Source organism: Paraplanobispora takensis, assembly GCF_016863195.1.
Classification (GTDB): domain Bacteria; phylum Actinomycetota; class Actinomycetes; order Streptosporangiales; family Streptosporangiaceae; genus Planobispora; species Planobispora takensis.
Map to the genome: position 1 here is coordinate 130,841 of NZ_BOOK01000004.1, position 26,653 is coordinate 157,493.

The 26,653-nt window shown below is 74.3% G+C and carries 14 protein-coding genes; 3 read left to right on the forward strand and 11 right to left on the reverse strand.

Features of this window, described 5'->3' with window-relative positions; all coding sequences use genetic code 11:
- Positions 1-21 precede the first annotated feature (21 nt).
- Together Pta02_RS03230 and Pta02_RS03235 are read right to left on the reverse strand one after the other, a co-directional pair.
- Positions 22-510, reverse strand: a complete 489-nt coding sequence (locus Pta02_RS03230) for a VOC family protein (RefSeq protein WP_203873123.1) — start codon at positions 508-510, stop codon at positions 22-24.
- 79 nt (positions 511-589) lie between these two features.
- A complete protein-coding gene (locus tag Pta02_RS03235; protein ID WP_203873124.1) occupies positions 590-1,927 on the reverse strand; it encodes a pyridoxal phosphate-dependent decarboxylase family protein in 1,338 nt (445 codons plus the stop codon).
- A gap of 131 nt (positions 1,928-2,058) precedes the next feature.
- Here Pta02_RS03235 and Pta02_RS03240 point away from each other — a divergent pair, with 131 nt between their 5' ends.
- Positions 2,059-7,062, forward strand: a complete 5,004-nt coding sequence (locus Pta02_RS03240) for an ATP-dependent helicase (protein ID WP_239129430.1) — start codon at positions 2,059-2,061, stop codon at positions 7,060-7,062.
- Positions 7,063-7,316: 254 nt separating this feature from the next.
- Here the strand turns inward: Pta02_RS03240 and Pta02_RS03245 are convergent, their stop codons facing one another.
- Complete coding sequence (locus Pta02_RS03245; protein ID WP_203873126.1) at positions 7,317-8,003, reverse strand: response regulator; 687 nt, start codon at positions 8,001-8,003, stop codon at positions 7,317-7,319.
- 212 nt (positions 8,004-8,215) lie between these two features.
- Positions 8,216-10,372, reverse strand: coding sequence for a sensor histidine kinase (locus tag Pta02_RS03250; RefSeq protein ID WP_239129440.1), 2,157 nt, complete (start codon positions 10,370-10,372; stop codon positions 8,216-8,218).
- A 315-nt stretch (positions 10,373-10,687) separates the two neighbouring features.
- On the opposite strand from Pta02_RS03250, the gene Pta02_RS03255 reads away from it, so the two are divergent.
- Positions 10,688-11,305 (forward strand): hypothetical protein, encoded by a 618-nt coding sequence (locus Pta02_RS03255; protein ID WP_203873127.1) that lies wholly within the window; start codon positions 10,688-10,690, stop codon positions 11,303-11,305.
- Here Pta02_RS03255 and Pta02_RS03260 read toward each other — a convergent pair.
- The 7 genes from Pta02_RS03260 to Pta02_RS03290 form a co-directional block, all read right to left on the reverse strand.
- Positions 11,289-16,787, reverse strand: a complete 5,499-nt coding sequence (locus tag Pta02_RS03260) for a non-ribosomal peptide synthetase/MFS transporter (protein WP_239129447.1) — start codon at positions 16,785-16,787, stop codon at positions 11,289-11,291. The two genes, Pta02_RS03255 and Pta02_RS03260, sit on opposite strands and share 17 nt — an antisense overlap.
- Positions 16,784-18,001 (reverse strand): 2-oxo acid dehydrogenase subunit E2, encoded by a 1,218-nt coding sequence (locus tag Pta02_RS03265; protein WP_203873128.1) that lies wholly within the window; start codon positions 17,999-18,001, stop codon positions 16,784-16,786. Before Pta02_RS03265 ends, Pta02_RS03260 begins: the two co-directional genes overlap by 4 nt.
- Complete coding sequence (locus Pta02_RS03270; protein ID WP_203873129.1) at positions 17,994-18,983, reverse strand: alpha-ketoacid dehydrogenase subunit beta; 990 nt, start codon at positions 18,981-18,983, stop codon at positions 17,994-17,996. Before Pta02_RS03270 ends, Pta02_RS03265 begins: the two co-directional genes overlap by 8 nt.
- Positions 18,974-19,918: a thiamine pyrophosphate-dependent dehydrogenase E1 component subunit alpha gene (locus Pta02_RS03275; protein WP_203873130.1), complete on the reverse strand. Its 945-nt coding sequence runs from the start codon at positions 19,916-19,918 to the stop codon at positions 18,974-18,976. The genes Pta02_RS03270 and Pta02_RS03275 overlap by 10 nt, the downstream gene beginning before the upstream one ends.
- Positions 19,911-20,141, reverse strand: a complete 231-nt coding sequence (locus Pta02_RS03280) for a phosphopantetheine-binding protein (protein ID WP_203873131.1) — start codon at positions 20,139-20,141, stop codon at positions 19,911-19,913. Before Pta02_RS03280 ends, Pta02_RS03275 begins: the two co-directional genes overlap by 8 nt.
- An 88-nt stretch (positions 20,142-20,229) precedes the next feature.
- Positions 20,230-21,630, reverse strand: a complete 1,401-nt coding sequence (locus Pta02_RS03285; protein WP_203873132.1) for a condensation domain-containing protein — start codon at positions 21,628-21,630, stop codon at positions 20,230-20,232.
- 7 nt (positions 21,631-21,637) lie between these two features.
- A complete protein-coding gene (locus tag Pta02_RS03290; RefSeq protein ID WP_203873133.1) occupies positions 21,638-23,146 on the reverse strand; it encodes a class I adenylate-forming enzyme family protein in 1,509 nt (502 codons plus the stop codon).
- A 363-nt stretch (positions 23,147-23,509) separates the two neighbouring features.
- Here Pta02_RS03290 and Pta02_RS03295 point away from each other — a divergent pair, with 363 nt between their 5' ends.
- On the forward strand, positions 23,510-26,653 hold the full coding sequence (locus Pta02_RS03295) for a non-ribosomal peptide synthetase (protein WP_203873134.1): 3,144 nt from the start codon (positions 23,510-23,512) through the stop codon (positions 26,651-26,653).

Here is a 26,653-nt window from a genome sequence, read left to right on the forward strand (position 1 = left end):
GTCCGGGAACCGGGGACCCCGTCAGATCACGCGGGAGCCGTACATCTCGCCGAGCGGGTCGGCGAGCAGCTCCAGGCGGACCCCGTCGGGGTCCCTGAAGTAGATCGAGGCGCCGCTCTCGATCTGGTGCGGCACGCCTGCGGCCTCCAGCTTGCCCCGCAGCCGCTCCCAGGTCGACGGGTCCACCGAGATGGCGATGTGGTGGAGGCCGCCGACGACCTCCCTGTAGGGGTCGAGGTCCAGGCCCGGGAAGTCGAAGAAAGCCAGCAGGTTGCCGTTGCCGATGTCGAAGAAGAAGTGGTTGGAGCCCTTGTAGTCGCGGTTCTCGAAGATCTCCGTCAGGGGGAACTCCAGGAGACCCTGGTAGAAGGCGATCGTCCTTTCGACGTCGGAGGAGATCAGGGCGAAGTGATGCAGCCCTCTGGCGCTGCTCGGAGGGCGGTGCTCCCGGAGGTGCTCCGCCCTGATCCGTTCACGTGCCGTCTCGATGGCCGGATAATCGATGCTCATGCTGTGTCCCACCGATCAATGTGTCGGACGTTCGTCTGAGCTATCTCCGTGGCGACGGTGACTGAACCTGTCCATGGCGTCATGCCATGGTGGCGAGGATCTCCTCCACGATCTCCATGGTCGTGCCGGGATGCAGGAAGGCGAACCTCGCGACGGTCTCGCCCTCCCAGCCGGTGGGCGTGACGAAACCGATCTGCCCGGCCAGCAGCCGCTCGGACCAGTCGTGATAGTCCCGGCCCGTCCAGCCGGCCCGGCGGAAGAGCACGGCCGACAGCTCCGGCTCGCGGATCAGCTCCAGGTGCCCGGTCCGGTCGATCAGGGCCGCGGTCTCGCGGGCGAGGCTCAGCCCCTTCTCGATGGCGTCGGTGTAGGCGTCGGTCCCGTTCACCGCCAGGGAGAACCACAGCGGCAGCCCCCGGGCGCGCCGGGTCAGGTGGTAGGCGTAGTCGGTGGGGTTCCACTCGTCGCCCTCGGTGTGCAGGACGTCGAGGTAGGAGGCGTCCTGGGTGTGTACGGCGCGGGCCAGGCGGGGGTTCCTGTACAGCAGCGCCGCGCAGTCGAAGGGCGCGAACAGCCACTTGTGCGGGTCCACGACGAAGGAGTCGGCGTGCTCGATCCCGGCGTAGCGGTGGCGGATCGACGGTGCGAACAGCCCCGCGCCGCCGTAGGCGCCGTCCACGTGGAACCACAGGTCGCGCTCCCGGGCGACCTCGGCGACTCCGGCCAGGTCGTCGATGATCCCGGCGTTGGTGGTGCCGGAGGTGGCGACGACGGCGATCACGTTCGACGGGTCGGGGTCGGCGGCCAGGGCGGCGCGCAGGGCCTCACCGGTCAGGCGGTGGTCCTCGGAGGGGACGACGAGCGCGTCCACGTCGATGATCCGCAGAGTGTTGGAGATCGAGGAGTGCGCCTGGTCGCTGACCGCGACGCGCAGGCGTCCGCCGGGGATCCTGCGGCGGGCGGTGTCGCGGGCGACGACCAGCGCCGACAGGTTGCCCGCCGATCCGCCCGAGACGAAGCACCCGCCGGCGCTTTCCGGCATCCCCGCCCTGTCGGCGAGCAGGCGGAGCACCTGGTTCTCCGCGGCGATGGCCCCGGAGGCCTCCAGCCAGGAGATGCCCTGGAGCGAGGCGCAGGAGACCACCATGTCGAACAGCAGGGCGGCCTTGGTGGGGGCTGCGGGGATGAAGGAGAGGAACCTGGGGCTGTCGGCGGAGATGACCGCCGGGGCGAGCTGGGTGGCGTAGAGGTCCAGGACCTTCTCCGGGTCGGTGCCCCCGGGAGTGATGATCCCGGCCAGGGCGGCCTCGAGCTTGTCCTTCACCCCGGGGTTGTCGAGGGGGACGGGATCGAGGGACAGCCGGTCCTTCATGTAGTCGAAGACCAGGCTGGTCAGGCGCTCGTCGTAGCTGTGCACTTGAGAAGTATGGTGACAAAGCACCCAAAACAGGTAATAGACGTTTTGGATCTACCAAGCGGATTTTTTCTCCCTTCTGTACACCTCCGGGCGGCGCCGGTTCTGTCGGTGGCGCAGTGCACTATGGGACGGTGACCGGATCAGCTCTCGACCACTTCAGCCCGGTGACCAGGCAATGGTTCGCCGGGGCCTTCGCCGCGCCCACCGCCGCCCAGGAGGGCGCGTGGGCCTCGATCGCCCGGGGCGACAACACGCTGGTGGTCGCGCCGACCGGCTCCGGCAAGACCCTGGCCGCCTTCCTGTGGTCGCTCGACCGGCTGGCCGCCGAGCGCATGTCCGCCGACGGTCCCGCCGGCGCCCATGCGGACGCCCCGGCCCCGGGTGAGGCCGGCGGCTCCACGGCGGGCGGCTCCACGGCGGGCGGCTCTACGGCGGGCGGCCCTACGGCGGGCGGCCGGCGGGCGCGCGGAACCCGGGGGAAGGCCGGGGCCGCCGATCCCCCGCGGCGGTGCCGGGTCCTCTACGTGTCCCCGCTCAAGGCCCTGGCCGTCGACGTCGAGCGCAACCTGCGGGCCCCGCTGGCCGGGCTGCGGCAGACCGCCCGGCGGCTCGGCCTGCCCGTGCCGGAGATCTCGGTGGCGATCCGCTCCGGCGACACCTCGGCCGAGGAGCGGCGCAGGTTCGCCGCCAAGCCGTCCGACATCCTCATCACGACCCCGGAGTCGCTGTTCCTGATCCTGACCAGCCAGGCCCGCGAGGCGCTGAGCGGCGTGGAGACGGTCATCGTCGACGAGGTGCACGCGGTGGCGGCCACCAAGCGCGGCGCCCACCTGGCGCTCACCCTGGAGCGGCTCGACGCGCTGCTGCCCGCGCCCGCCCAGCGCGTCGGGCTGTCGGCCACCGTCCGGCCGGTGAGCGAGGTGGCCGAGTTCCTCGGCGGGTCCCGCCCGGCGACCGTGGTCCAGCCGCCGTCGGAGAAGGTCGTCGAGGTCGAGGTCGTCGTCCCGGTCGAGGACATGACCGAGCTCGACACCGCCCCGCGCCCCGGCCAGGACGACGACGCCTGGCTCACCGACCGGCCGGCCCGCAGATCCATCTGGCCGCACGTCGAGGAGCGGCTCTTCGATCTGATCGGCGACCACAGCTCGACGATCGTGTTCGCCAACTCCCGGCGGCTGGCCGAGCGGCTGTGCACCCGCCTCAACGAGCTGGCCTGGGAGCGGAGCGCCGCGGGCGGCGGCTCCGGCCCGGACGACCCCGCGGGAAACGGCTCCGGCGGGCCTGCGGAGCCCGTCCACTGGTCCGGGGGATTCCCCCGGCCCCCCGCGTCCGCCTCCACCCCGGCGGAGATGATGGCCCAGGCCGGGGCGAGCAAGGGGGTCGTCCCGGAGATCGTGCGGGCGCACCACGGGTCGGTGTCCAAGGAGGAGCGTTCCCAGATCGAGGAGGCGCTCAAGTCCGGGCGGCTGCCCGCCGTGGTGGCGACCTCCAGCCTGGAGCTCGGCATCGACATGGGCGCGGTCGACCTGGTGGCGTGTGTGGAGGCGCCGCCCAGCGTGGCCAGCGGCCTGCAGCGGATCGGCCGGGCCGGGCACCAGGTGGGCGCGGTCTCGCGGGGTGTGATCTTCCCCAAGTACCGCGGTGACCTGGTCCAGACGGCCGTGGTGGCCGAGCGGATGAAGCGGGGCGAGATCGAGGAGATGCGCTGTCCGCGCAACCCGCTCGACGTGCTGGCCCAGCAGATCGTCGCGATGACCGCGATGGACGAGTGGACCGTCGACGAGCTGGAGACCGTGGTGCGCCGCGCCGCGCCGTACCGCACGCTCCCCCGCAGCGCGCTGGAGGCGACGCTCGACATGCTCGCCGGGCGCTATCCCAGCGAGGAGTTCGCCGAGCTGCGCCCGCGCATCGTGTGGGACCGGGTCACCGGCACCCTGCAGGGGCGTCCCGGAGCGCAGCGGCTGGCGGTGACCAACGGCGGCACCATCCCCGACCGTGGGCTGTTCGGCGTCTTCCTCGTCGGGGAGAAGGCCTCCCGGGTGGGCGAGCTGGACGAGGAGATGGTCTACGAGTCCCGGGCCGGCGACGTCTTCGTGCTCGGCGCCACCTCCTGGCGGATCGAGGACATCACGGCCGACCGGGTGCTGGTCTCCCCCGCCCCCGGGCAGCCCGGCAAGCTGCCCTTCTGGCACGGCGACACCCCGGGCCGTCCCGCCGAGCTCGGCCGGGCGATCGGCACGTTCCTGCGCGAGCTGTCCGAGACGGGCGCCGGAGACACCGCCTCCGGGCGGGTCAGGGCCGCCGGGCTGGACGACTTCGCGACGGCCAACCTGCTGTCCTATCTGGAGGAGCAGCGCGCGGCCACCGGATACGTCCCCGACGACCGCACGCTGCTGGTCGAGCGCTTCCACGACGAGCTGGGCGACTGGCGCGTCGTGGTGCACTCGCCGTACGGCGCGCGGGTGCACGCGCCGTGGGCGCTGGCCATCGGGCGGCGGCTGCGCGAGCGTTACGGCGTCGACGTGCAGGCCGTGCACTCCGACGACGGCATCATCCTGCGCATCCCCGACACCCTGTCCGACCCGCCCTCGGATGTGGCGATCTTCGACGCCGAGGAGATCGAGCGGATCGTCACCGAGGAGCTGGGCGGCTCGGCGCTGTTCGCCTCCCGGTTCCGCGAGTGCGCCGGGCGGTCCCTACTGCTGCCGCGGCGCACGCCGGGCAAGCGGACCCCGCTGTGGCAGCAGCGCCAGCGGGCCTCCCACCTGCTGGGCGTCGCCAGCCGCTACGGCTCGTTCCCGGTCGTGCTGGAGACGATGCGCGAGTGCCTTCAGGACGTGTTCGACGTGCCGGGCCTGCTGCGGCTCATGCGCGACATCGCGGCGCGGCGGGTGCGGCTGGTCGAGGTCGAGACCTCCCAGGCCTCTCCGTTCGCGGCGTCGCTGCTGTTCAACTACGTCGGCGCGTTCATGTACGAGGGGGACGCCCCGCTGGCCGAGCGCCGCGCCCAGGCGCTCGCGCTGGACACGAGCCTGCTGGCCGAGCTGCTGGGCCAGGCCGACCTGCGCGAGCTGCTCGACCCCGACGTGATCGTCGAGACCGAGCGCGAGCTGGCCCGTCTCGACCGGCCGCTGCGCGACGCCGAGGATCTCGCCGACCTGCTCAGGTCCCACGGCCCCCTGCTCGCCGACGACGTGACCCTGCGCGAGGGCGACCCGGCGTGGCTGACCGCGCTGGAGGCCGCGCGCCGGGCGATCCGGGTGCGGGTGGCCGGGCAGGAGCAGTGGGCCGCCGTCGAGGACGCCTCCCGGCTGCGCGACGCGCTCGGGGCACCGCCGCCGGTGGGCGTGCCGCACGTGTTCCTGGAGCCGGTCGACGACCCGCTCGGCGACCTCCTGGCCCGCCACGCCCGCACCCGCACCCCCTTCCCGGCGAGTACGGCCGCCGCCAGGTTCGGCCTCGGCCCGGCCGTGGTCGTCGACGCGCTGCGCCGTCTGGCGGCCTCCGGCCGGGTGGTGAACGGCGAGTTCCGGCCCGGCGGCAGAGGTGAGGAATGGTGCGACGCCGGGGTGCTGCGGACGCTGCGCCGCAGGTCCCTGGCCCGGCTCCGCAAGGAGGTGGAGCCGGTCCCCGCCGAGACGCTGGCCGCCTTCTCGCCCGCCTGGCACGGGATCACCGGCGCCCCGCGCGCGGGCAGACCGCCGATCGACGCCCTGGTGAGCGCGATCGAGCAGCTCCAGGGCGCGGCGGTGCCCGCCTCGTCGCTGGAGACGCTGGTCCTGCCGTCCCGGGTGCCCGGCTACGACCCGTCCCTGCTCGACGAGCTGACCTCCTCCGGTGAGGTCGTCTGGGCCGGGCAGGGGTCTCTGCCCGGCGGCGACGGCTGGATCTCGCTGTACTTCGCCGACACCGCCCCGCTGCTGATGCCCGGCCCGCTGGAGATCACCATGACCCCGGTGCACGAGGCGGTCCTGGAGGTCCTCGGCGGCGGAGGCGCCCTGTTCTTCCGCGAGCTGGGCGCCCGCGTGGGCACGGCCCTCGCCGACTCCGGAGCACCGGACCCCGCGCCGCGGTCGGCGCTCGCCCCGGATGACACGATGCTCGCGGCGGCGGTGTGGGACCTGGTGTGGGCCGGGCTGGTCACGGGTGACACGCTCGCCCCGCTCCGGGCGACGCTCGGCACGGGACGGCCCGCGCACCGGCCCGCCTCCACGCGCAGGCGCCGGGCCGTGCTGCCCAGCCGGAGCGGGCCGCCCACCGTGGGCGGGCGCTGGTGGCTGCTTCCGGAGCCGGCCGGTGACGCCACCCAGCGCGCCCACGCCCAGGCGGAGGCGCTGCTGGAGCGGCACGGCGTGGTGACCAGGGGCGCGGTCACGGCCGAGCGGCTGCCCGGCGGGTTCTCCGCCGTCTATCAGGTGCTGCGCGCGTTCGAGGAGAGCGGCCGGTGCCGGCGGGGCTACTTCGTCGAGGGCCTGGGCGGCGCCCAGTTCGCCCTGCCGGGAGCCGTCGACCGCATGCGCGCCGCCGTCCCGCAGAGCCCCCCGCCCCCGCCGGGCGACCCCGACCCGTGGAGCACCTCTCCGTCCGGGTCCGCCGATCCGTGGAGCCCGTCTTCCACTTCAGAGGGCGGGGAGCCGTGGAGCGCCCCTCCGTCCGGGCCCTCCGGTCCGTGGAGCGCCTCCCGCTCATCCGCGTGGGGCTCCCCCGGTCTTCCCGCGCCGGGGACCGGCGACCGGCACCGCGCCCCGGGCCGGGCGGGCGAGGCCGCGCGACGGGCCGTGGTGCTGGCGGCGGCCGATCCGGCCAACCCGTACGGCGCGGCGCTGCCGTGGCCGGCCCATCCCGGTGACGTGTCCCACAAGCCGGGCCGCAAGGCGGGAGCCCTGGTGGTGCTCGTGGACGGCCACCTGGTCCTGTACGTCGAGCGCGGCGGCAAGACGCTGCTGTCCTTCACCGACGGCGACCGCCTCCAGCCGGCCGTGGACGCCCTCGCGCTGGCCGTACGCGACGGCGCGCTCGGGAAGCTGACCGTGGAGCGGGCCGACGGCACCGCCGTCGGCGACTCCCCCCTCGCCGCCGCCCTGGAGGCCGCCGGGTTCCATCCGACCCCCAGGGGCCTGCGCCTTCGGGCCTGACCCCCGGCTGCCCGGCGGGTCACCGGACCGGGTGGAGGCAGGGCGTCGACAGGCTTCCCGGAGTGGTCGGAACCGGACGCCGAGCCGTACCTCAAGGGCGTCGGCGAGGCGTTCCGGCACGGGGAGGGTCGGCATGGTGCCACCTGCCTCGAAGCGGGCGACCGCAGGTTGTTTGAGACCCGCACAGCTCGGCGGCTGCCCGGTGCACGGCTCGTCGAGAAGTACGCCGGCGTCGCGGGCGCGGCCGTACGGGGTCAGCGGCCGAGGCCGGCGTCGCGGGCGCGGATGATGGCCTCGGCGCGGTCGGCGACCTGGAGTTTGGCCAGGACGTTGGACACGTTGTTGCGGACGGTCTTGGGGGCCAGCACCAGGCGTTCGGCGATCGCCCGGTTGGACAGGCCGGCCGCGATGAGGTCGAGGATCTCCCGCTCTCGCGCGGTCAGCTGCGGGAACGGCTCCTCGGCGGCGGGGCGGAGGCCGGCCAGACGGGCGAAGTAGGCGGTGACCCGGCCGGCGAGGGCCGGGCCGAAGATCACTTCACCGCTGGCGACGGCGGTGACGGCGCGCAGGATCTCCCCCTGGTCGGCGCCCTTCACCAGATAGCCCCGGGCACCGGCGAGCATCGCGGCGAAGACGCTCTCGTCGTCGTCGTGCATGGTCAGGGCCAGCACTCCGGTGCCGGGATGGGCCGAGACGATTCTCCGCGTCGCCTCGATACCGCCCAGCTTGGGCATCTGCAGGTCCATCACGACGACGTCGGGCCGCAGCCGCCCGGCGAGGACGACGGCCTCCACACCGTCGGCGGCGGTGGCGACCACGTCGACGGCACCGGTGGAGGCGAGCATCATGCGCAGCCCGTCGCGGTAGACCGGGTGGTCGTCCACCAGGAGGACGCGGGGATGCGCGGGACCGCCCGGCGGGGAGGAGGGTTCGAAGGCCATCGGATCCCTTTCGGTACGGACCTCGCGGGCTCCGGCCCGGGGGGCATAGGGTACCCGCCTGCGGGACGCCCTCCCGGACGCCCTGTCATGGGACATGATCTCGGAACCTCGACGTCCGCCCCCCGGCACGGCTCTCACGGACTCCGGCCCGACGGGTCGGACGCGCCCGGCCGGGGAGGAGGGGCGGCTTCCCGGCCGCGTTCCGCCGGGCGTCATCCCGCGCCCGGGACCCCGCCTGAGGGGACCGAGGTGCGGGCGGCGGTGCCGTACGGGATGGACGCGTGGACCCGGGTGCCGCCGCCGGGGCGGGGTGCCACCGTGCAGTGCCCGCCCAGTTCCCCGGCGCGTTCACGCATGGCGACCAGGCCGACGCCGGCGTGGATCACGGGCGGCAGGCCGACTCCGTCGTCGGTGACCTCCACCTCCAGGGCGTCCGGGGTGGCCGACAGCCGGACCTCGCAGGCGGTGGCCCGGGCGTGGCGGGATACGTTGGCCAGCGCCTCGGTCGCGATCCGGTAGGCGGCGACCTCGACCGCGGCCGGCAGCCCCGGCAGGTCGCCCCCGGTGCGGACGCTCACCTCCAGGGCGCCGCCGGCGAACCCGGCCGCCCGCCGTTCCACCGCCCCGGCCAGCCCGAACTGGTCCAGCGCCGGAGGGCGCAGATCGTGCACCAGGCGGCGCACGTCCGCCAGCACGGTGGAGAGGTCCCCGCGCACCTCGGCCAGGGCCGCGTCGGCGGCCGGCAGGTCCCGCCCGGCCAGGTTGCGGGCCGCCTCGATCTTGAGGGCGGCCCCGGCGAGCAGGGGACCGAGCCCGTCGTGCAGGTCCCGGCGGAGCCTGCGTCGTTCCTCGGCGATGCCGGTGACGAGCTGCTCGCGGCTGCGCTGGATCTCCTCGGTGAGCGCGGTGGCCCGGGCGGCCGCGGCGGCCTGGCGCAGGACGTCGGCCAGCAGGCGCTGGTCGGCGTCGGACAGCCGGGTGCCGGCGCGGGGTGCCAGGGCCAGCCGCCCGATCTGCGTCTCCCGGTAGGCGAAGGGCAGCACCACCACGTCGTCGCGGGGGGCGCCGTGCTCCACGACGTGCGTGCCCCCGCCGGAGCGGTCCAGCTCGACCCGGACGTACGGCGAGCGGAACGCGGCCGACAGCACCGGGACCACCTCGCGCAGCAGCTCGTCCGGGCCGACGGACTCCTCCAGCCGCTCGGCCAGCGCGGAGACCACGTCGTACGGGTCGTCCCTGCCGGTCAGGACCCGGTCGGTCCAGCGCTGGATGCGCAGCCGCAGCGGCGCGTAGAGCACCCCGACCGCCCCGGCCCCGACCACCGCGGCCACGGGGTCGTCGACCAGCGTACCCGCGCCCACGAAGACGGCCGTGTCCACGGCGATCACGGCCGCGGCCAGGCCGCCGTACAGGATCGTCCGGCCGAGCAGCAGGTCCACGTCGTAGAGCCGGTGCCGGGCGACGGCGATGAGGACGGCGAGCGCGACGACGCCCAGGCAGAGCGGCCACAGCACCTTCTGGACGTTCGGCAGGTAGGGCCTGAGGGCGAAGATCGCGGCGATGATCACGAGGTTGACCAGGGCCGCGAGCAGCATCCAGCGCAGCCGTACGCGCAGTTCGGGGTCGGAGCCGCGGAAGCGGCCGATGAAGGCCGCCACCGGGATGGCCACGCTGACCAGCAGGAGTCCCACGATGATCACCCGGGTGGCCTGCCACACCGGGTCCGGCAGCGCGGGGGTGACCGGGTCCAGCCCGATCCCGGCCAGGCCCGGGAAGACCGGGTCGCCCTCGGAGATGATCCGCCACGGGATGGTGAACAGGATCAGGATCACCAGCCCGACGCAGCCCAGCGCCACCGCGGCCGGCAGGCGCCAGCGCGGCGAGGGCAGCCTCCCGTCGGGGAACAGCAGCAACACCAGGGGGACGATCAGGTTCTCCAGGGGGCCGGAGCGCCCGCCGACGAACAACGCGACCGCGGTGAGCGGCAGGTCGCCGCCGTGGCGCAGGACGGACAGCCCGGCGTAGGCGGCGCAGAATCCGCCGGCGGAGACCACCGCTCCCCCGCCGAGCAGCAGCCAGGCCATCGGGTGCCGGGGCAGCCGGTGGACGAGCACGGCTCCCATCGCGGCCAGGATGAGCCCGGCGGCCGCCGAGGTCCACGAAGGCCACGCGATCGGGTCGGGCCGGACCGCCCCGCCGAGCCGCGCGCCCGCCCACAGGCCCCCGGCGGCGACGAGAACGCAGAGCACGGCCAGGACGAGGGCCGCCGCCCGGATCAGCCGGTCGGACGGGCCGGTGCCGGGGAGGCGCGGCGCCCCGGCGCCCCGGGCGCCTGCGAAGGCGGAAGACCCGGCGTCCCGGGCGGCCAAGGAGGCACGAGATCCGGCCGCGGCCTCCGGACCCGGGACGTCGGCGGGGACGTCGGGTCCTGCGGGAGTCCTGGGGTCAGAGTGAGGAGCCACGTCCGAATTGTCCCATTGCGGGTGTCCCGTCCTCCCGGGCCCGCCGTCCCTGGTGGGGCGGGACGCCCGTCCCGCAGACCGGAGATCGCCGCCCCGGCCGAGGACGGGCCGATCCGGGACGGCGACGGCCGCGCGCTCCCTGGCCGCCCGGGACGGGGCGCGCCGACGCTGGTCTCCTCCGGGCGGCAGGCGTCACGGAGATCGACCACGAAGGGGACCGGCATGGAAGAACTCACCACGCAACGGCTGCTGTCCCGGGTACGGCTCGCCGGGGTGGCGCTGTCCGTCGGAGGGGTCGCCTGGGCGGCGGGGACGATCGTCGCGGGCGAGGACATCCAGACGCACATCGATCACTTCGGGACCGTCACCGGAATCCTCTATCTGCTGGGCGTCGCCGCGCTCGCCTGGACGATCATGGCGACCGGGGCCGCCGCCGGAGGCCGGGTGATCCCGATCGCGCAGCTCGTCCTGCTGGCGGGGGCGCTGGTCTACAGCTTCGCCTCCTTCGGCTACCGCCTCCACGACGACATGCCGGGCTGGCTCGTCGTGGCGGACGTGTGCTGGCCGCTGGCCAACCTGTGCACCCTGGTCATGGGGATCGCCGTGGCCGTGGCGGGCCGGTGGCGCGGCCTGCTGCGCTGGTACCCGCTGGTGTGCGGGGCCTGGCTGCTCGTCATGATCCCGGTGAAGAACACGATCGGGATGGGGGTGGGCGTCTACGTGAGCGCCGCCTGGATGCTGGGCTCCTACGCCGTGCTGGGGCTGCTGCTGGCGCTGCGCCCGGCCGCCGCCCTGTCCCCGCGCGGGGCGGCGGCCGAGGTCGTCACCTCCGGAGCATGATCACCTTCGCGACGGGTTCCGGATCCTCCGAGTCGGCGCGTTCCCGTACGGCCTGCAGACCGACCAGGTCGTCCGGGACGGCGTCCGGCATCTCCGCGTCGAAGCGGGACAGGGTCCGGGTCCGCATCGCGACCAGCGCGACGACCGCGATCGCGACCGCGAACAGCACGTACATCAGACCGACGCCGCGTCCCTCGCCGACGCCGATCACCGCGCCGACGGTGCCGGCCAGCGGCCCGCCGGGCAGCAGCAGCGGCTCGAACAGCGCGCTGCCGTACGGCGCGACCAGCCCGAAGCCGACCGGCAGCGCGGACAGGGCGATGAGCTGGTTCAGCGCCATGACCCGGCCGTGGAAGCGCTGCGGCACCTTGACCTGCACGATCGTGGCGTAGACGCCGTTGAGCACGGCCAGCCAGAACGACATGCCGAACGCGCCCACCGCGATCACCGCCAGGTCCTCCCGCACCCCGGTGACCAGGCAGAAGACGGAGAGCGCCAGGGTGGTCAGCAGCACGCCGCGCATCCGCAGGCGGCGCGGGCCGCCCCAGACGGTGATCACCAGACCGCCGAGGAAGACGCCCAGGCCGCCGAAGAACGAGACGCGGCCCACGTCCGCCAGGGTGGTGAAGCCCAGCACGAGCGGCGAGATGAGCAGGAACAGCGGGGACAGGAAGACGTTCAGCACCAGGAAGAAGATCAGCATGGCGCGGAACCACCGGTTGCCCCAGGAGAACTTCCAGCCCTCGACCATCTCTGCGACCAGCGACTCCCGGCGCCTGGCGGCCATCGTCTTGGGGAAGCGGACCATGAGCAGGACCGTGATCGCGAACACGTAGGAGGCGACGTCCAGGATGAGGATGCCCTCCAGGCCGATGACCGCCATCAGGCCGACGGCGGCCAGCGGGACGACGAGCTGCGCCGTCCCGGTGACCATCTGGACCACGCCGTTGGCGTGCCCGAGGAAGCGCTTGGGGACCAGCTGCGGGATCGCGGAGTTGTAGGCCAGGCGCTGGAAGGTCAGCGAGACCGAGAGCACGACCAGCAGCGGATAGATGTGCCACACCTGCAGGTTGCCCGTCCACAGCAGGACGCCGAGGGCGAGCTGGGTGCCGAAGGCGCCGACGTCCCCGGCCAGCATGACGCGGCGCCGGTCGTAGCGGTCGACCAGCGCTCCGGCCAGCGGGGAGACCAGCAGGCCGGGCAGCAGCGCCAGGACCGAGAACAGCGCGAAGTTCGCGAGCGACCCGGTGGTGACGTAGATCCACAGCGGGACCGCGAACTCGGTGAGCGACGACCCGATGATCGACACCAGCTGCCCGGCGGCCACCGCCCCGAAGCGCTTCATGCTCGGCGCCGGCCCGCCGGAGGCATCCGTGGGGGCCGGAGGGCCCGGAGCGTCCGGGTCCTCCGCGGGATCCACTCCGCCCGCGGGCCGGTGGGAGACGCCCTCCAGCCACCAGGTCGACCGCTCCGTACGGCGCAGCGGGCCGGTCTCGCCGGAGGCGACGGCGTGATGCGTGCCGGTGACGATGCCGGCCAGTTCCGCGGCCCGGTACTTCAGGAAGAAGTGCCCCGCCTCGTCCAGGACGACCAGAGACGCGGAGCCGGTCAGCAGGTGCCACTCGCGGTAGCGCTCCTGGTAGAACTCCGTCGCCGGGTCGCGCTCGCCCACGACCGAGACGATCGGCGCCCGGAGCGGCTCGACCCCCTCGGCCAGCAGCCGGGTGAAGTAGCGCTCGGTCTCCCGGGTGCCCTCCCGCCGGTTCTCGATCATCATCGTGAGCTCCTCGCGGCTGAGCTCGTCGATGTCGAGCCCGGCGGCGCGCAGCGCGTTGGCCCACGCCTGGTCGCCGCGGAAGCGGTCGAGCAGGTCGGCGACCCTCCCCAGCAGGGAGGACGGCCGGGCGAAGGGGAAGATCCCGCCGAGGTAGACGGCCTCGACTGGCCGTCCGGCGGCCTCCAGGCGGCGCGCGATCTCCACGGTGAGCATGACGCCCAGCCCGCAGTGGCCGTACAGCACGACCGGGCCGTGGACGCCGGCCAGGATCTCCGCCGCGCAGCCCTCGGCGACCTCGGCGACCGGCCGGGTCTCCTCGGACAGGCCCAGCTCCTGGCCGGGGACGGCCACCGCGTGCAGCGCCCAGTCCCCGGGGAGCTCGTCGGCCAGCGGCTGGTAGATGGCCGCGCTGCCGCCGTTGTACGGCACGCAGACCAGGGTCCCGGTCAGGGTCCCGGAGGTCCGGGGCGGGGTGAGGCGGTGCAGGAGCGGGCGCGGCCCGTCGGCGGCGGTCTCGGCGAGCCGGGCCAGCTCGCGGACGGTGCGGTGCTTGAACAGGTCGAGGATGCTGACCTGGCGCCCGCCCGCGGGGATGATCCTCCGCAGGCGGGCGACCACCTGTGCGGCGAGCAGCGAATGTCCGCCCAGGTCGAAGAAGTCGTCCAGCACGCCGACCCGGGCCAGCCCGAGCACCTCGGCCCACACCTGCGCGACGCCCTCTTCCAGGGGCGTCTCGGGCGGTGCGAACCCGGCGTCGTCGGGGCGCTCGTCACCGGGCTCGGGGAGCCGGGCGCGGTCGACCTTGCCGTGCGACTTCAGGGGCAGCTCGTCCAGCCAGACGAACCGCCCCGGGATCATGTACTCGGGCAGCCGGTCGGCGAGCCGGGCGCGCAGCTCGCCCACCGGGACGCGCTCGCCGACGAGATAGCCGACCAGCCGGTCGCCGCGCAGCTCCACGACGGCCTGTGCGACCCCCTCCTGGTCGACCAGGACCGACTCGATCTCCGGCAGCTCCACCCGGTAGCCGCGGACCTTGACCTGCAGGTCGCGGCGGCCCAGGAAGGACAGCTCCCCGGTGGGCAGCCAGCGGCCGAGGTCGCCGGTGCGGTACATGCGGGAGCCGGGCGCGCCGTACGGGTCGGGCAGGAAGCGGTCGGCGGTCAGGCCGGGCTGCCCGAGATAGCCGCGGGCCAGGCGGTCGCCGCCGATGTGGATCTCGCCGATCATGCCGGGCGGCACCAGGCGCAGGTGCTCGTCCAGCACGTACAGCCGGACGCCGGGCAGCGGCCCGCCGACCGGCAGGGTCAGCGCGGTCTCCGGCGCGGAGGTGACGGCGTGGGTGGCCACGCCGACCGTGGCCTCGGTGGGCCCGTAGTGGTTGGCCACGCTCGTGTGCCCGGCCAGCTCCCTGGCCCACGACCAGGTGGAGGCCTCGCCGCCGAGGATGAGCAGCTTGCGCGGGAGCAGCTCACGGGGGTCCGCGGCGGCGAGGAGCGAGGCGAGGTGCGACGGCGTCATCTTCAGGTAGTCGGTACGGCCCAGCGGCCCGGCGAGGTCCTCGACCGGGGCCTGCGGGTCGAGCAGGTGCAGCTCGCCCCCGGTGAGCAGCGACAGATAGAAGATCGTCACGCCGAAGTCGAAGGAGAGCGACTGCAGCAGGGTGAAGACCGAGCCCGGCTCGACGGCGAAGCGCTCGCGGACCCCGGCCAGATAGTTCAGCACCTGCCGGTGCTGCACGCCGACGCCCTTGGGCCGCCCGGTCGTGCCGGAGGTGTAGATCACATACGCCAGGTGCTCGGGGGTGGTGCCGGGGTCGGTGAACCCGGTCTCCTCCAGCGGCTCGGTGTCCAGGCAGATCACCGGGCAGCCGTCCGGGACGAGGTCCCGCCGGCCGGAGGTGGTCAGGACGGCGACGGCCCCGGAGTCCTGCAGCATGTACGCCAGCCGGTCGCGCGGCTGCTTGGGGTCGAGCGGGACGTAGGCGCCGCCCGCGGCCAGCACGCCGAGGACGGCCGCGGCCAGGTCGGTGGAGCGGTCGAGCAGGACGCCGACCCGGACGTCCGGGCCGACGCCGTGCCCGCCGCGCAGCAGCGCGGCGATCGCCTTCGTCCGGCGGTCCAGCCCGGCATAGGTCAGCCGGGCCGGGGCCCCTGCCGGGGCCGGCTCGCAGACCACGGCGGTCGCGTCCGGGGTCAGCGCGGCCTGGGCGGTCACGATGTCGCCGAGCAGGCGGTGGCCGGTCGGCCGCGGGTCGGCGGCCGAGCCGAGACGCAGCACGAGGTCCCGCTCGTCGCCGGAGAGGATCGACAACCGCCCGACAGGGGTGTCCGGGGCGGCGACGACGGAGCGCAGCAGCGTCTCGAACCGGGCCGCCAGCAGCTCCACGGTCTCCCGGTCGAACAGCTCGGTGTTGTAGGTGAAGTGCCCGGTCAGCCCCTCGGGGGTCTCGAACAGGTACAGCGCCAGGTCGTGTCGGGTGGTCCCGACCGGCGGGGGGACATAGGTCAGCCGGGGGTCGTCCCCGCCGTCGGCGTAGTTCTGCAGGACGAAGGCGACCTGGGCCAGCGGGGCCCGGCTGACGTCGCGCACCACGTTCAGCTCGGTGACCAGGCGGTCGAACGGCAGCTCCTGGTGGGCGTAGGCGTCCAGCGCGCTCTCCCGCACCCGCTCCAGGAACGCGGTGAACGGCGGGTCGCCGTCCAGGTCCGCCCGGAGCACCAGCGTGTTGACGAACATGCCGACGACGTTCTCCAGCTCGGGCAGGCCGCGCCCGGCCACCGGGGAGCCGACCCCGAAGTCCGTCTGTCCCGAATAGCGCGCCAGCAGCACCTGGTAGGCCGCCAGCAGCGTCATGTACGGCGTGGCGTTCACGCCGCGGCCCAGCTCGGTGAGCCGCCGGGTGAGATCGGCGTCGATGCGGACGGGGAGCGCGGCGCCGTCGTAGCCCTGCTCGGCCGGGCGCGGCCGGTCGGCGGGCAGCTCGATCGCGGGCAGCCCGGCCAGCCGGTCGCGCCAGTGGTCGATCTCGCGGCGCAGGTCGCGCCCGCGCTGCCAGATCGCGTAGTCGCCGTAGCCGATCGGCGGGGGCGGCGGGGTCTCGCCGTCGTACAGGGCGAGCAGTTCCCGGAAGACGATGTCGTAGGACCAGCCGTCGACGACGGCGTGGTGGGCGGCCACCAGCAGCATGTGGTCCTCGGGCGCGATCCTGGCCAGGACGGCGCGCAGCAGCGGGCCGCGCTCCAGGTCGAACGGTACGGCCAGCTCCGCCTCGAACAGCTCCAGCGCCGCGTCCGGGTCCGCCACCTCGGCGACGTCGAGGCGGACCGGTCCGGGCTCGTCGAGGACCAGCTCCGCGGTGCCGTCCTCGGTGGTCGGGAACCGCATCCGCAGCGCCTCGTGGCGGGCGGCGACCCCCGCGAGGGCGCGGCGCAGGGCGTCCTCGTCGAGCGGGCAGCGCAGCCGGACGACGGCGGGGACGGTGTAGGCGGTCATGCCCGGCCGGTACTGCTCCAGGAACCACAGGCGCTCCTGGGCGTGGGAGAGCGGCGGGACGGTGCCGGGCGGGCGGGGCGTGATCGCCCGGGTCTCCTCCCGGCGCCGCAGCCGCCGGGCGAGCAGCGCCCGCTTGGCCTCCGACAGGTCCGCGACCGGTGCGGTCGCGGCCGGCGGTTCCCCGGGCGCGGGCGGTGTCGTGGTCTCGGTCACTGGATCTCCTGGCGGAGTGCGGCCAGGAACAGGGCGGCGTCCCGGCCGTTGACGATGCGGTGGTCGTAGGCCAGGCCGATGTCGGCGACGGTCCGCGTGGTCACCGATCCGTCGGCGGCCAGAGCGAGCTCCGGCCGGGGGGAGGTCACCGCGAGGGCGGCGGCCGTACCCGGCAGGACGATCGGGACGGCGAGGACGACATCGGCGTCGGTGTGCAGGGTGACGGTGATGTTCGCCCCGGTCAGGTCCCTCTCCCGGAAGTCGCCTCCGGCGGCGGCCAGCCGGTGGCGCATCATCGCGGCGGCGATGTCGCGCAGGGAGCCGGTCTCGCGGACGACCGGCACGTACAGTCCCTCGCCCAGGTCGAAGGTGACCCCGACGCGTGGGGCGTCCGAGAGCCGGACCCTCGGCCCGCCGGGGCCGGTCGCGCCCGCCGCGCCGGTCGCGCCGGCCGCGTCGTCGGCTGAGGCGAACAGCAGCGGGAAGCTCCCGTGCAGCCCGGCCACCGCCTGCACGAACAGCTCGGGCAGCCCGACGGGCCTGCGCACCTCGCGGGTCAGCGCGCGGGCCCGCTCCAGAGCGGGGCCGACGTCGAAGCGCATGACGGTGTAGGCGGCCGGGACCGTCCGGTGGGAGAGGGTCACGGCCCTGGCCACGGCCCGCTGCACGCGCGGCAGCTCGTACCCGCCGTCCGCCGCCTCGTCCTCCGTGGAGGTCTCCGCAGAGGTGTCCGCGGAGGTCTCCGTGGAGGTGTCCGCGGCGGCGGCGAGGCGTTCGACGTCGGAGCGGCGGACCAGCGGCAGGCCCAGGGCCAGCACCCGGTCCTCGCCGACGCCCAGCTCCAGCATCGCGGCCCGCGCCGGGGCGGTGATCACGCAGTCGCCCGGGGAGCCCGCCGCGCCGGAGTCCGTACGGGGCACGGAAGCGGTGCCGCCCGCCGGGTCGCCCGCGGTGTCACCCGCCGGGTCGCCCGCGGTGTCGCTCTCGGAGAGGATGCGGGCCAGGACGGCGCCCGGGGCGATCCACGCGTCCTTGGCCGCGACGTGGACCAGCCGCCCGGAGGCCTCCGCCTCGATCTCGTCGGCGGCCTTGGAGGTCTCCAGGACCGCCACCGGCTCTCCGGCGCGCACCGGCCGGCCGTCGCCGACGAGCCACTCCACGACCAGGTACTCGGTGTCCTGGTTGTTCAGTTTGGGGACGAGGACGTCAGCCACGCAGGGCCTCCCGTACGGCGTGGTGGATGGCGGACGCGGTGAGCAGGACCTCCCGCTCCAGGTGGGCGGCGGTGGGGATGACCGACGCCGCGGAGTGGACCAGGCGGACCGGGCCGCGCAGCCGCTCCCAGATCCGCTGGTGGACCAGGTGGGCGACCTCGCCGCCCCAGGTGCCCCCGGCGGTGCCCTCCTCGGCCACCAGCACGACCTCGCCGAGGTGGGGCAGCAGCGCCTCGACGTCCAGCGGGTACAGCCGGGACGGCACCAGCAGCCGGCCGGAGATCTCCTCCTCCACCAGCAGCGACCGCATCGCCTCCAGCGCCCGGTGCGCCGTGCCTCCCGGCGTGACGATCACATAGTCGGGGCGGGCGGCCAGCTCGGGCACGACCGGGTCCACCACGGCCAGATCACCGTCGAGACGCGCCCGGAACAGCGGGTCCGCCTGGCCCATCGGCCTGGTGTACAGGACCTTGTCCTCGAAGAACAGGCACGGCTCGCCCCGGTCCGCCATGGCCGCGAGCACGTCGCGGTTGTCGTGGAAGGGCGACATCTCGTACAGCGCCAGGCCCGGCATGCCGACGAAGTGCTTCTGCAGGCTCTGGCTGTGCGTGGGGCCGTAGCCCCGGCCGCCGCCGGTGGGGCAGCGGACGATCATGCGCAGCGGCAGGCGGGAGCCGTACATCGAGACCGACTTGGCGGCGAAGTTGCACAGCTGGTCGAAGGCGAGCGCGGCGAAGTCGCCGAACATGATCTCGGCCACCGCGGTGTTGCCGGTCAGCGCGAGCCCGGCCGCGACCCCGGTGAGACCGCCCTCGCTGATCGGCGTGGTGATCACCCGGTCGGGGAAACGCGTGGAGAGCCCCTTGGTGACCTTGAAGGCGCCGCCGTACGGGTCGAGGACGTCCTCGCCCAGCACGTACGCCGTGGGGTCGTCGTCGAGCAGGCCGTGCAGGGCGGCGTTGAGGTTCTCGGCTACGCGCACGGCGACCACCTCGACGGCGGGCGGGCGGCGACCTCGTCGGCCACACCCCGGACCAGGGCCCGGGCCGGGCCGTCGAACCGGTGGAAGTGCTCGGGGTGGTCCTGGGCGTAGCGGGCGTACCAGTCGTTCTCCTGCGCCGCCCGGACCGCCTCCGGCGGACGGGTGTCGTCGCCCTTGCTGTGCGGGCCGAGGCGGTGGGTGACGAACTCCACGACCAGCGGCCGGCCTTCCCTGACCCGCGCGACCAGCGGTGCCAGCCCGGTGCGGATCTCGTCGACGTCGGCGGAGACGACCAGGTGGTGGTCGACGCCGAAGGCCGCCGCCCGTCCGGCGACGGTCCCGGCCATCTGCGCGGCGGTGGGCGTGGACTGGGCGATGCCGTTGTTCTCCACCACGACCAGCAGCGGCAGGTCCCACAGCGCGGCCATGTTCAGCGCCTCGTAGACCGCGCCCTCGCCCCAGGTGCCGTCACCGATGTGGACGCAGGCCAGCGCGCCCGGCTCGGTCCTGCGCAGGTGGAGCGCGACGCCGGCGGCCACCGGCAGGCTCTCGCCCTGCACCCCGGTGGACAGATAGCGGTCGCGGTGGATGTGCTGGCTGCCGCCCACCCCGCCGCAGACCGCGCCCTCCCGGCCCATGATCTCCGCCAGGAGCCCGTGCGCGTCGCCGAAGCGGGCCAGGTAGTGGCCGTGTCCCCGGTGGTTGCTGAAGACGAAGTCGGCGGGGCCCAGCAGCGGGCGCAGCGCCACAGGGACGTACTCCTGGCCCAGGCAGGTGTGGGTGGTGCCGTTCAGCTCCCCCCTGCCGTACAGCTGGAGCAGCGTCAGCTCGAAGTGCCGGATCAGCAGCAGGAGTTCGAGGTCGTCGTCGGCCAGGCGGGAGAGCGGGGGCCCGCCCGTCGCCGGGCCGAGGGCCGGGGTGAGCGTCTCAGTCATCGCCGAGGAGCTTGACGATGCCGGCGATGGTCGGGTTGTCGAAGAAGTCGTCCAGCTCGACCTCGACGCCGAGGCGCTTGCGCATGCGGACGATGATCTGCGTGATGGTCAGGGAGTGGCCGCCCAGGTCGAAGACGTCGTCGTGGTCGTCGATCGGCGAGATGCCCAGGACCTCCTCCCAGATCTCCCGGATCTGGTCGGTGAGGGTGGTGACGGAACCCATGTCGTGCTCCAGAGGATCGTGCGGGCTTGCGGTGGTTCTTCTGGTGGTGCTTCGGGTGACTCTGCTGTGGTCGTTCGGCGGCGGTCGTTCAGCGGCGGTCCATCAGGTCGCGCAGGCGCAGGTCGGGGTCGCGGGCGACCCGTCGCAGCAGCAGGCGCAGGTCGGCGGCCACCTGTCCGGCGTCGGGCACCGCCTCGGGGTCGTGGCGCAGGGCGACGGCCAGGCCGTCCGGCCCGTCCACGCACTGCAGGTGCAGCGCGCCGCGGACGCGGCCGTTGGGGACGGTACGGTCCACCGCGCAGTCCAGGCCGGTGAAGACCGGGTCCGGGACGCCCCGGGTGCGGTAGCTGACCGAGACGGGGGCCAGCGCCGCGTGCGGCCGCAGGCGGGGCAGGGCCCGGCTCAGCGGGACCCGGCGGAAGCGGTAGATCTCCCGCAGCCCGGCCCGCAGACCCGCGGCGAACGCGTGGAAGCTCTCCCCGGGCTCCGGTTCCGAGGCGACGGGCAGCTCGTTGACGAACACCCCGATGTGGCCGGCGGCCTCGGCGGGCCGGGTGGACAGGTCCACGGCCGTGGTGACGGCGGCGTTGCCGTACCCGGCCAGCAGGACGTGCAGCCCGGCCAGGAACGTCTCGAACCGGGTCAGCCCGGCGACGGGTTCGAGCCCGGCGGAGAAGCGGAGGGTACGGCCCCCGGCCGCCCGGCGGGAGCGCAGCGTCCGGCCGAGCACCGTCGTCTCGCCCGGCTCCCGCCACCGGGCCGCCCAGAACTCCCTGGCGGCCGGCAGCTCGGCGGCGACCCGCTCGCGCTCGGCCCGGCCGTGGTCGAGGGCGGGCAGCGGGGCGAGCCGCTCGCCGTTGTACAGGGCGGCGAGGTCGCGGACCAGGATGTCCTTGGAGTGGCCGTCGAAGACCAGGTGGTGGGCGCTGAAGGCGAGGGTGTGCCGCCCGGGGCCGGTCTCGGCGAGGGCGAAACGGGCCAGCGGCCCCTTCTCCAGGTCGAACGGCGCGAGGATCTCCTCCCGCAGCTCCCCCGGCCAGGTCTCCGGGTCCCCCGCCGCATGGGGCCAGGCCGGGTCCCCGCTCACGGCCGCCGTCTCGGGCCCGGCGTCCGGATCACCGGCGGCGTCCGCGTTACCTGCCCGGGTGTCCGCCGCGGGGATCCGCATGCGTCGTACCGGCACCGGGGCTCCGGGCACCAGCCGCAGGCCGCCGGCCGCCTCCGCCACCACCGAGCCCAGCATCGGGTGGCGCTCCGCGACCGCGGAACAGGCCGCCGTCAGGGCGGAGGGGTCCGCCTCGCCGCGCAGGTGGACCAGGATCGGCATGTGGTAGGCGGTCCCGGCGGCGCCCGCCTGCTCGGTCACCCACATCCCCTGCTGCAGGAAGGTGACCTCGGCGCCCTCCGGGCCCGGCGGCGGGTCCGGCTGGGCGGCCCGTTCCCCGCTCGTGAACCCCTCGCGCACGGAGCTCACGGGCTCCTCGCTCACGGACCCCTCACTCATGGGCCGGGGCCAGGTCCGCGGGGGCGGTCAGGGACGAGCGCAGGGCCCGTTTGTCGACCTTGCCGCCCGCGTTGCGGGGCAGCTCGCCGACCGTGACCACCTGGGCCGGCATCTCGTGCGGAGCGAGCCGGCCGGTCAGGAACAGGCGCAGTTCCTCGGCCGTCACGGGTTCGCGCACGACCATGGCCACGGCCACCACGGTCCCCATGACCGGGTGCGGCACCCCGAACGCGGCCGCCTCGACCACGTCCGGATGGCCGAACACGGCCTCCTCGACGTGGATCGTGGAGACCTTGTGGGCGCCGGACTTGACCACGTCGCTTTCGCGGTCGACGAGATAGAGGTATCCGTCGGGGTCCAGGTAGCCCAGGTCGCCCATCCGGATCCAGCCGTCGCGGAAGGTCCCGCTGCCGGGGTCGCCGTAGTAGGAGCGCGGCGCGGCCGGGGAGCGCATCCAGACCTCGCCCGTCTCCCCCTGCGGGAGCGGCTCCCCCTGCGGGGTGGCGATCCTGACCCGCCCTCCGGCCACCGCCCGGCCCACGCTGCCGGGCCGCTCGGGATCGAACATCATGATCGTCTGAGCGGGGGCCGCCTCGGTCGAGGTGTAGTAGTTGGTGATCGTCGCGTTGGGGAAGGCCCCGGTCAGGGCCGCCGCGACCGGAGCGGGCAGGGGCGCCGCGGCGGAGCCGAGCAGCAGCACGCTGGACAGGTCGTGCCGTCCGGCGATCCCCGCGTTGAGCAGTTCGATGGCCATCGCCGGGACGAGGAAGACCGTCCCCGCCCGGTAGGACTCGATCAGCGCGGCGAAGCGGCCCGGGGTGAAGCGCGGCAGGGTCACCACGGCGGGATGGGCGTCGAGCGCGTTGATCAGCATCGTCTGGCCGGCGTTGGTGCCGATCGGGAAGGCGTGCACCAGATGCCGGGAGTGCGCGAACGGGCGCCGCTTGCCGCCGCAGCCGTACGCCAGGTTGGCGTGGGTGGCGGCCACGCCCTTGGGGCGGCCGGTGGTGCCGGAGGTGTAGAGGATCTGCGCGAGATCGTCCGGCCGGGGAGGGTCCGTCACGGCGTCCCCGGCACTCCGTCCGTCATAGGAGGTCTGCGCCGACGCCTCCGCCCGCAGAACCCCGGGTGTCACGGTCCAGCCGTCCGCGGCCACCTCCAGCCCCTCGGCGTGGACGACCCCTGCGGCGCCGCAGTGACCGAGCATGAACCGCAGGTCGGCGGGGGCGAGGGCGTCCGACAGCGGTACGGCCGCCGCCCCCGCCTTGAGCACCCCGAAGAACGCCACCGCGTAGTCCGCCCAGTCTCCGTTGCCGAACACCAGGCCCACCCGGTCGCCGCGGGTGACACCGCGCTCCACCAGGCCGTTCGCCAGTTCGGTGGAGCGTTCGTCCCACCGGCCGTAGGTGAGCGGCGCCGAGCCCTGCACGATCAGCGCGACCCCCTCGGGGTCGGCCAGCGCCCGGTCTCTCAGCAATTGGGTGACGGTCAGGTTCACCACGTGAACCTCCCAACAAAAGATCGGATGTATGAGGGCCAAAAGCGTGCGGTCGCTACGGCCTCAACAGGAAAGAATCTTTACTATTCCGATTCGAGCGTCAGTCTTACATGATCGAAACCGCAGCGCAAGCCCTTTGCGGCAACACGGGGAACAGGTCCGCGACCCCGGCCCCACGGGGTCTTGCGCACCCTCGAAGGAGGTGTAAAACTGGCGAGCCGTACCCAACTGAAAGGTTTCTTTCCGGAAAGACGCCTTTCTGGAACCGCACTCAGCTGGGCCGATACGCGCGCCCCAGGGCTTTCTCGCCCATCATTTTTCCGCGCCCGTACGCACGTGAGCCCGCACCCGCCGAATGGAGACCCCGTGCCCCAGCCACAGACCGTCTCTGCCGGCCGACCGCACGCCGATCTCGCGCGTGAACATCCCCTCTCCCACGGCCAGCAGCGACTCTGGTTCCTTCACCGCTTCGATCCGGCCGATCCGAGCTACAACACCTCCTACGTTTACAGGTTGAAAGGTCGCCTTGACAAGGCCGCCCTGGCCGTCGCGTTCACCGCGGTCGCGGCCCGGCACGAGAGCCTGCGCACCCGTTTCCGCGAGACGGACGGGCAGCCCGTGGCGGTCGTCGACCCGCCCGCGCCGGTGGCCGTCCGGCACCTGACCGCCCGCGACGAGCAGGAGGCCCGGACCCTGGTCGCCGGGCTCACCAACACCGCCTTCGACCTGACCGCCGCCCCGCCGTTCCAGGTCGCCCTGATCGAGCTGGGCCCGGACGACCACGTCCTGTGCGTCGTCGTGCACCACATCAACAGCGACGGCTGGTCGCTCAACGTGCTGCGCGCCGAGGTCGCCGCCCACTACGGCAGCCGCGGTGCCGCGCCCCTGCCCGACCTGCCGCTCCAGTACGGCGAGCACGCCCGCCGGGCGCGCTGGACGGAGAGCGGCCTGCGCTGGTGGGCCGGGCACCTGGCCGGGGTCCCCCCGCTGGACCTGCCCGCCGACAGGCCGCGCCCGGCCCAGCGGTCCGCGGCCGGGGCCGCGCTCGACTTCCGGATCGACCCCGGGCGGGCCGCCGGGATCGCCGAGCTCGCCCGCCGGGCGCGCTGCACGCCGTACATGGTGCTGCTGGCCGCCTACCAGGTGCTGCTGGCCCGGCACACCGGCCAGGACGACTTCTGCGTGGGCGTCCCGTCGGCCGGCCGCGACCGCGTCGAGCTGGAGTCCGTGATCGGATTCCTGTCGGGCACGCTGCCCGTCCGCTGCGACCTGTCCGGCGACCCGTCCTTCACCGAGCTGCTGCAGCGCACCCGGCGCTCGGTGCTCGACGCGCTCTCCCGCCAGGACGTCCCCTTCGAGCGCCTGGTCGCCGAGCTCGACGTACCTCGTGACCTCAGCCGCACACCGGTCTTCCAGACGATGTTCGCCCTGCACACCCACGGCGAGGAGTACGACCCGCTGCCCGGGGTGACGGCCCTGCCGTTCCCCAACGGCTGGCACCCCGCGCGCCACGACCTGTCGGTGGACATGGCCGCCGAGCCGGACGGCGCCCTGAGCGGCCGGGTCATCTACAGCACCGATCTGTTCGACCCCGAGACCGTGGCCGGGTTCGTCGAGCGCTTCCTGGAGTTGCTCGATTCGGCCGTCGCCGGCCCCGGCACGCCCGTCAGCGCGCTGCGCATGCTGCCGCGGGCGGAGTCGGCCGCGATCGACGCCTGGAACGCGGCGACCGAGGCCGAACTGCCGGAGACGACCCTGGCCGAGCTGGTGCTGGCGCAGGCCGAGGCCACCCCGGACGCGGTGGCCGTCGTCTGCGGCGGCGACACGCTGACCTACGCGGAGCTGACCGGCCGGGCCGCCGACCTCGCCGCCCGGCTGGCCGCGGCGGGCGCGGGCCGGGGGTCCCTGGTCGCGATCCGGATGGAGCGCGGCGCCGACATGCTCCTCGCCCTGCTGGGCACGGCCATGAGCGGCGCGGCCTACCTGCCGGTGGACCCGGACTATCCCGAGGCCCGCATCGCCTACGTGCTCCGGGACTCGGCGGCCGCCCTGGTGCTGACCTCGCTCGACGACCTGCCCCCCGCCCCGGCCGGCACCGTCCCCGACCGGCCCCGCCCCGGCGACACCGCGTACGTGCTGTACACCTCCGGGTCCACCGGACGGCCCAAGGGCGTGGTGGTCCCCAACCGCGCGCTGGTCAACTTCCTGCTGGCGATGCGCTCTCTGGTGGGCTCCAGCCCGCGTGACACGTGGCTGGGCCTGACCTCGCTGTCGTTCGACATCTCCGCGCTGGAGCTGTACCTGCCGCTGGTGACCGGCGGCCGGGTGGTGATCGCGGACGCCGGGGCCGCCAGGGACGGGGAGCTCCTGGCCCGGCTGGTCCGCGAGAGCGGGGTCACCCACGTGCAGGCCACGCCGTCGGGCTGGCGGGTGCTGCTGACCGGGGACCTGCCCCGGGTGACGGCCCTCACCGGCGGCGAGCCGCTGCCCGCGTCGCTGGCCCGCGAGCTGCGCCCGCGCGTGGAGCGTCTGCTCAACGTGTACGGCCCGACGGAGACGACGATCTGGTCCACCGCCTGGGAGGTGCCCGCCGAGCCCGGGGAGATCGTGATCGGCCGCCCGATCGCCAACACCACGGTCCACGTCGTGGACGCCTGCGGCGCGGCGGTCCCCCTCGGGGTCCCCGGCGAGCTGCTCATCGGCGGCGCCGGGGTGGCCACCGGCTATCTGGGCCGTCCCGCGCTGACCGCCGAGCGCTTCGTCCCCGGCCCCGGCGGCTCGCGCCGCTATCGGACCGGCGACCGGGTGCGGCTGCTGCGCGACGGGACGCTGGAGTTCCTCGGCCGCACCGACAACCAGGTCAAGCTGCGCGGCCACCGGATCGAGCCGGGCGAGATCGAGGCCGTGATGGACGCCTGCCCTGGCGTCGGGCAGTCCGTCGCCGCGGTCCGCGGCGACCTGCTGGTGGCCTACGTCGTGCCGGACGCCGGGGACTCCCGAGCGGATACAGCGGGCCCGGCCGGTACGGCGGGCGGGGCCGGCGCCGGGGACGCGCACCGGGACCTGCTCGACCGGGTGCGCGAGCACCTGGGCCGGCAGCTGCCCGGCTACATGGTGCCCGCCGTGTTCACCGCGGTGGACGCGCTGCCGCTGACCCCCAACGGGAAGATCGACCGTTCCGCGCTGCCCGATCCGGTCGCCGCGGCCCGCGAGCACGCGGCCCCGCGCAGTGACGCCGAGGAGCTGGTGGCCGAGGTCTTCGCCGAGATCCTCGGCGTCACCGGGGTCGGCGCCTTCGACGACTTCTTCGCCCTCGGCGGCCACTCGCTGACCGCCGCCAGGGTCGTCGCCAGGATCCGCGCGCTCGCCGAGGTGGACGTGCCGATCCGCACGCTGTTCACACGCAGCACCGTGGCCGGGCTCGCGGCCGCGGTGGAGGAACTGCTGATCGCCGAGATCACCGAGCTGTCGGAAGAGGAGGCGGCACGCCTCATGGAAGCAGGGAGCTGA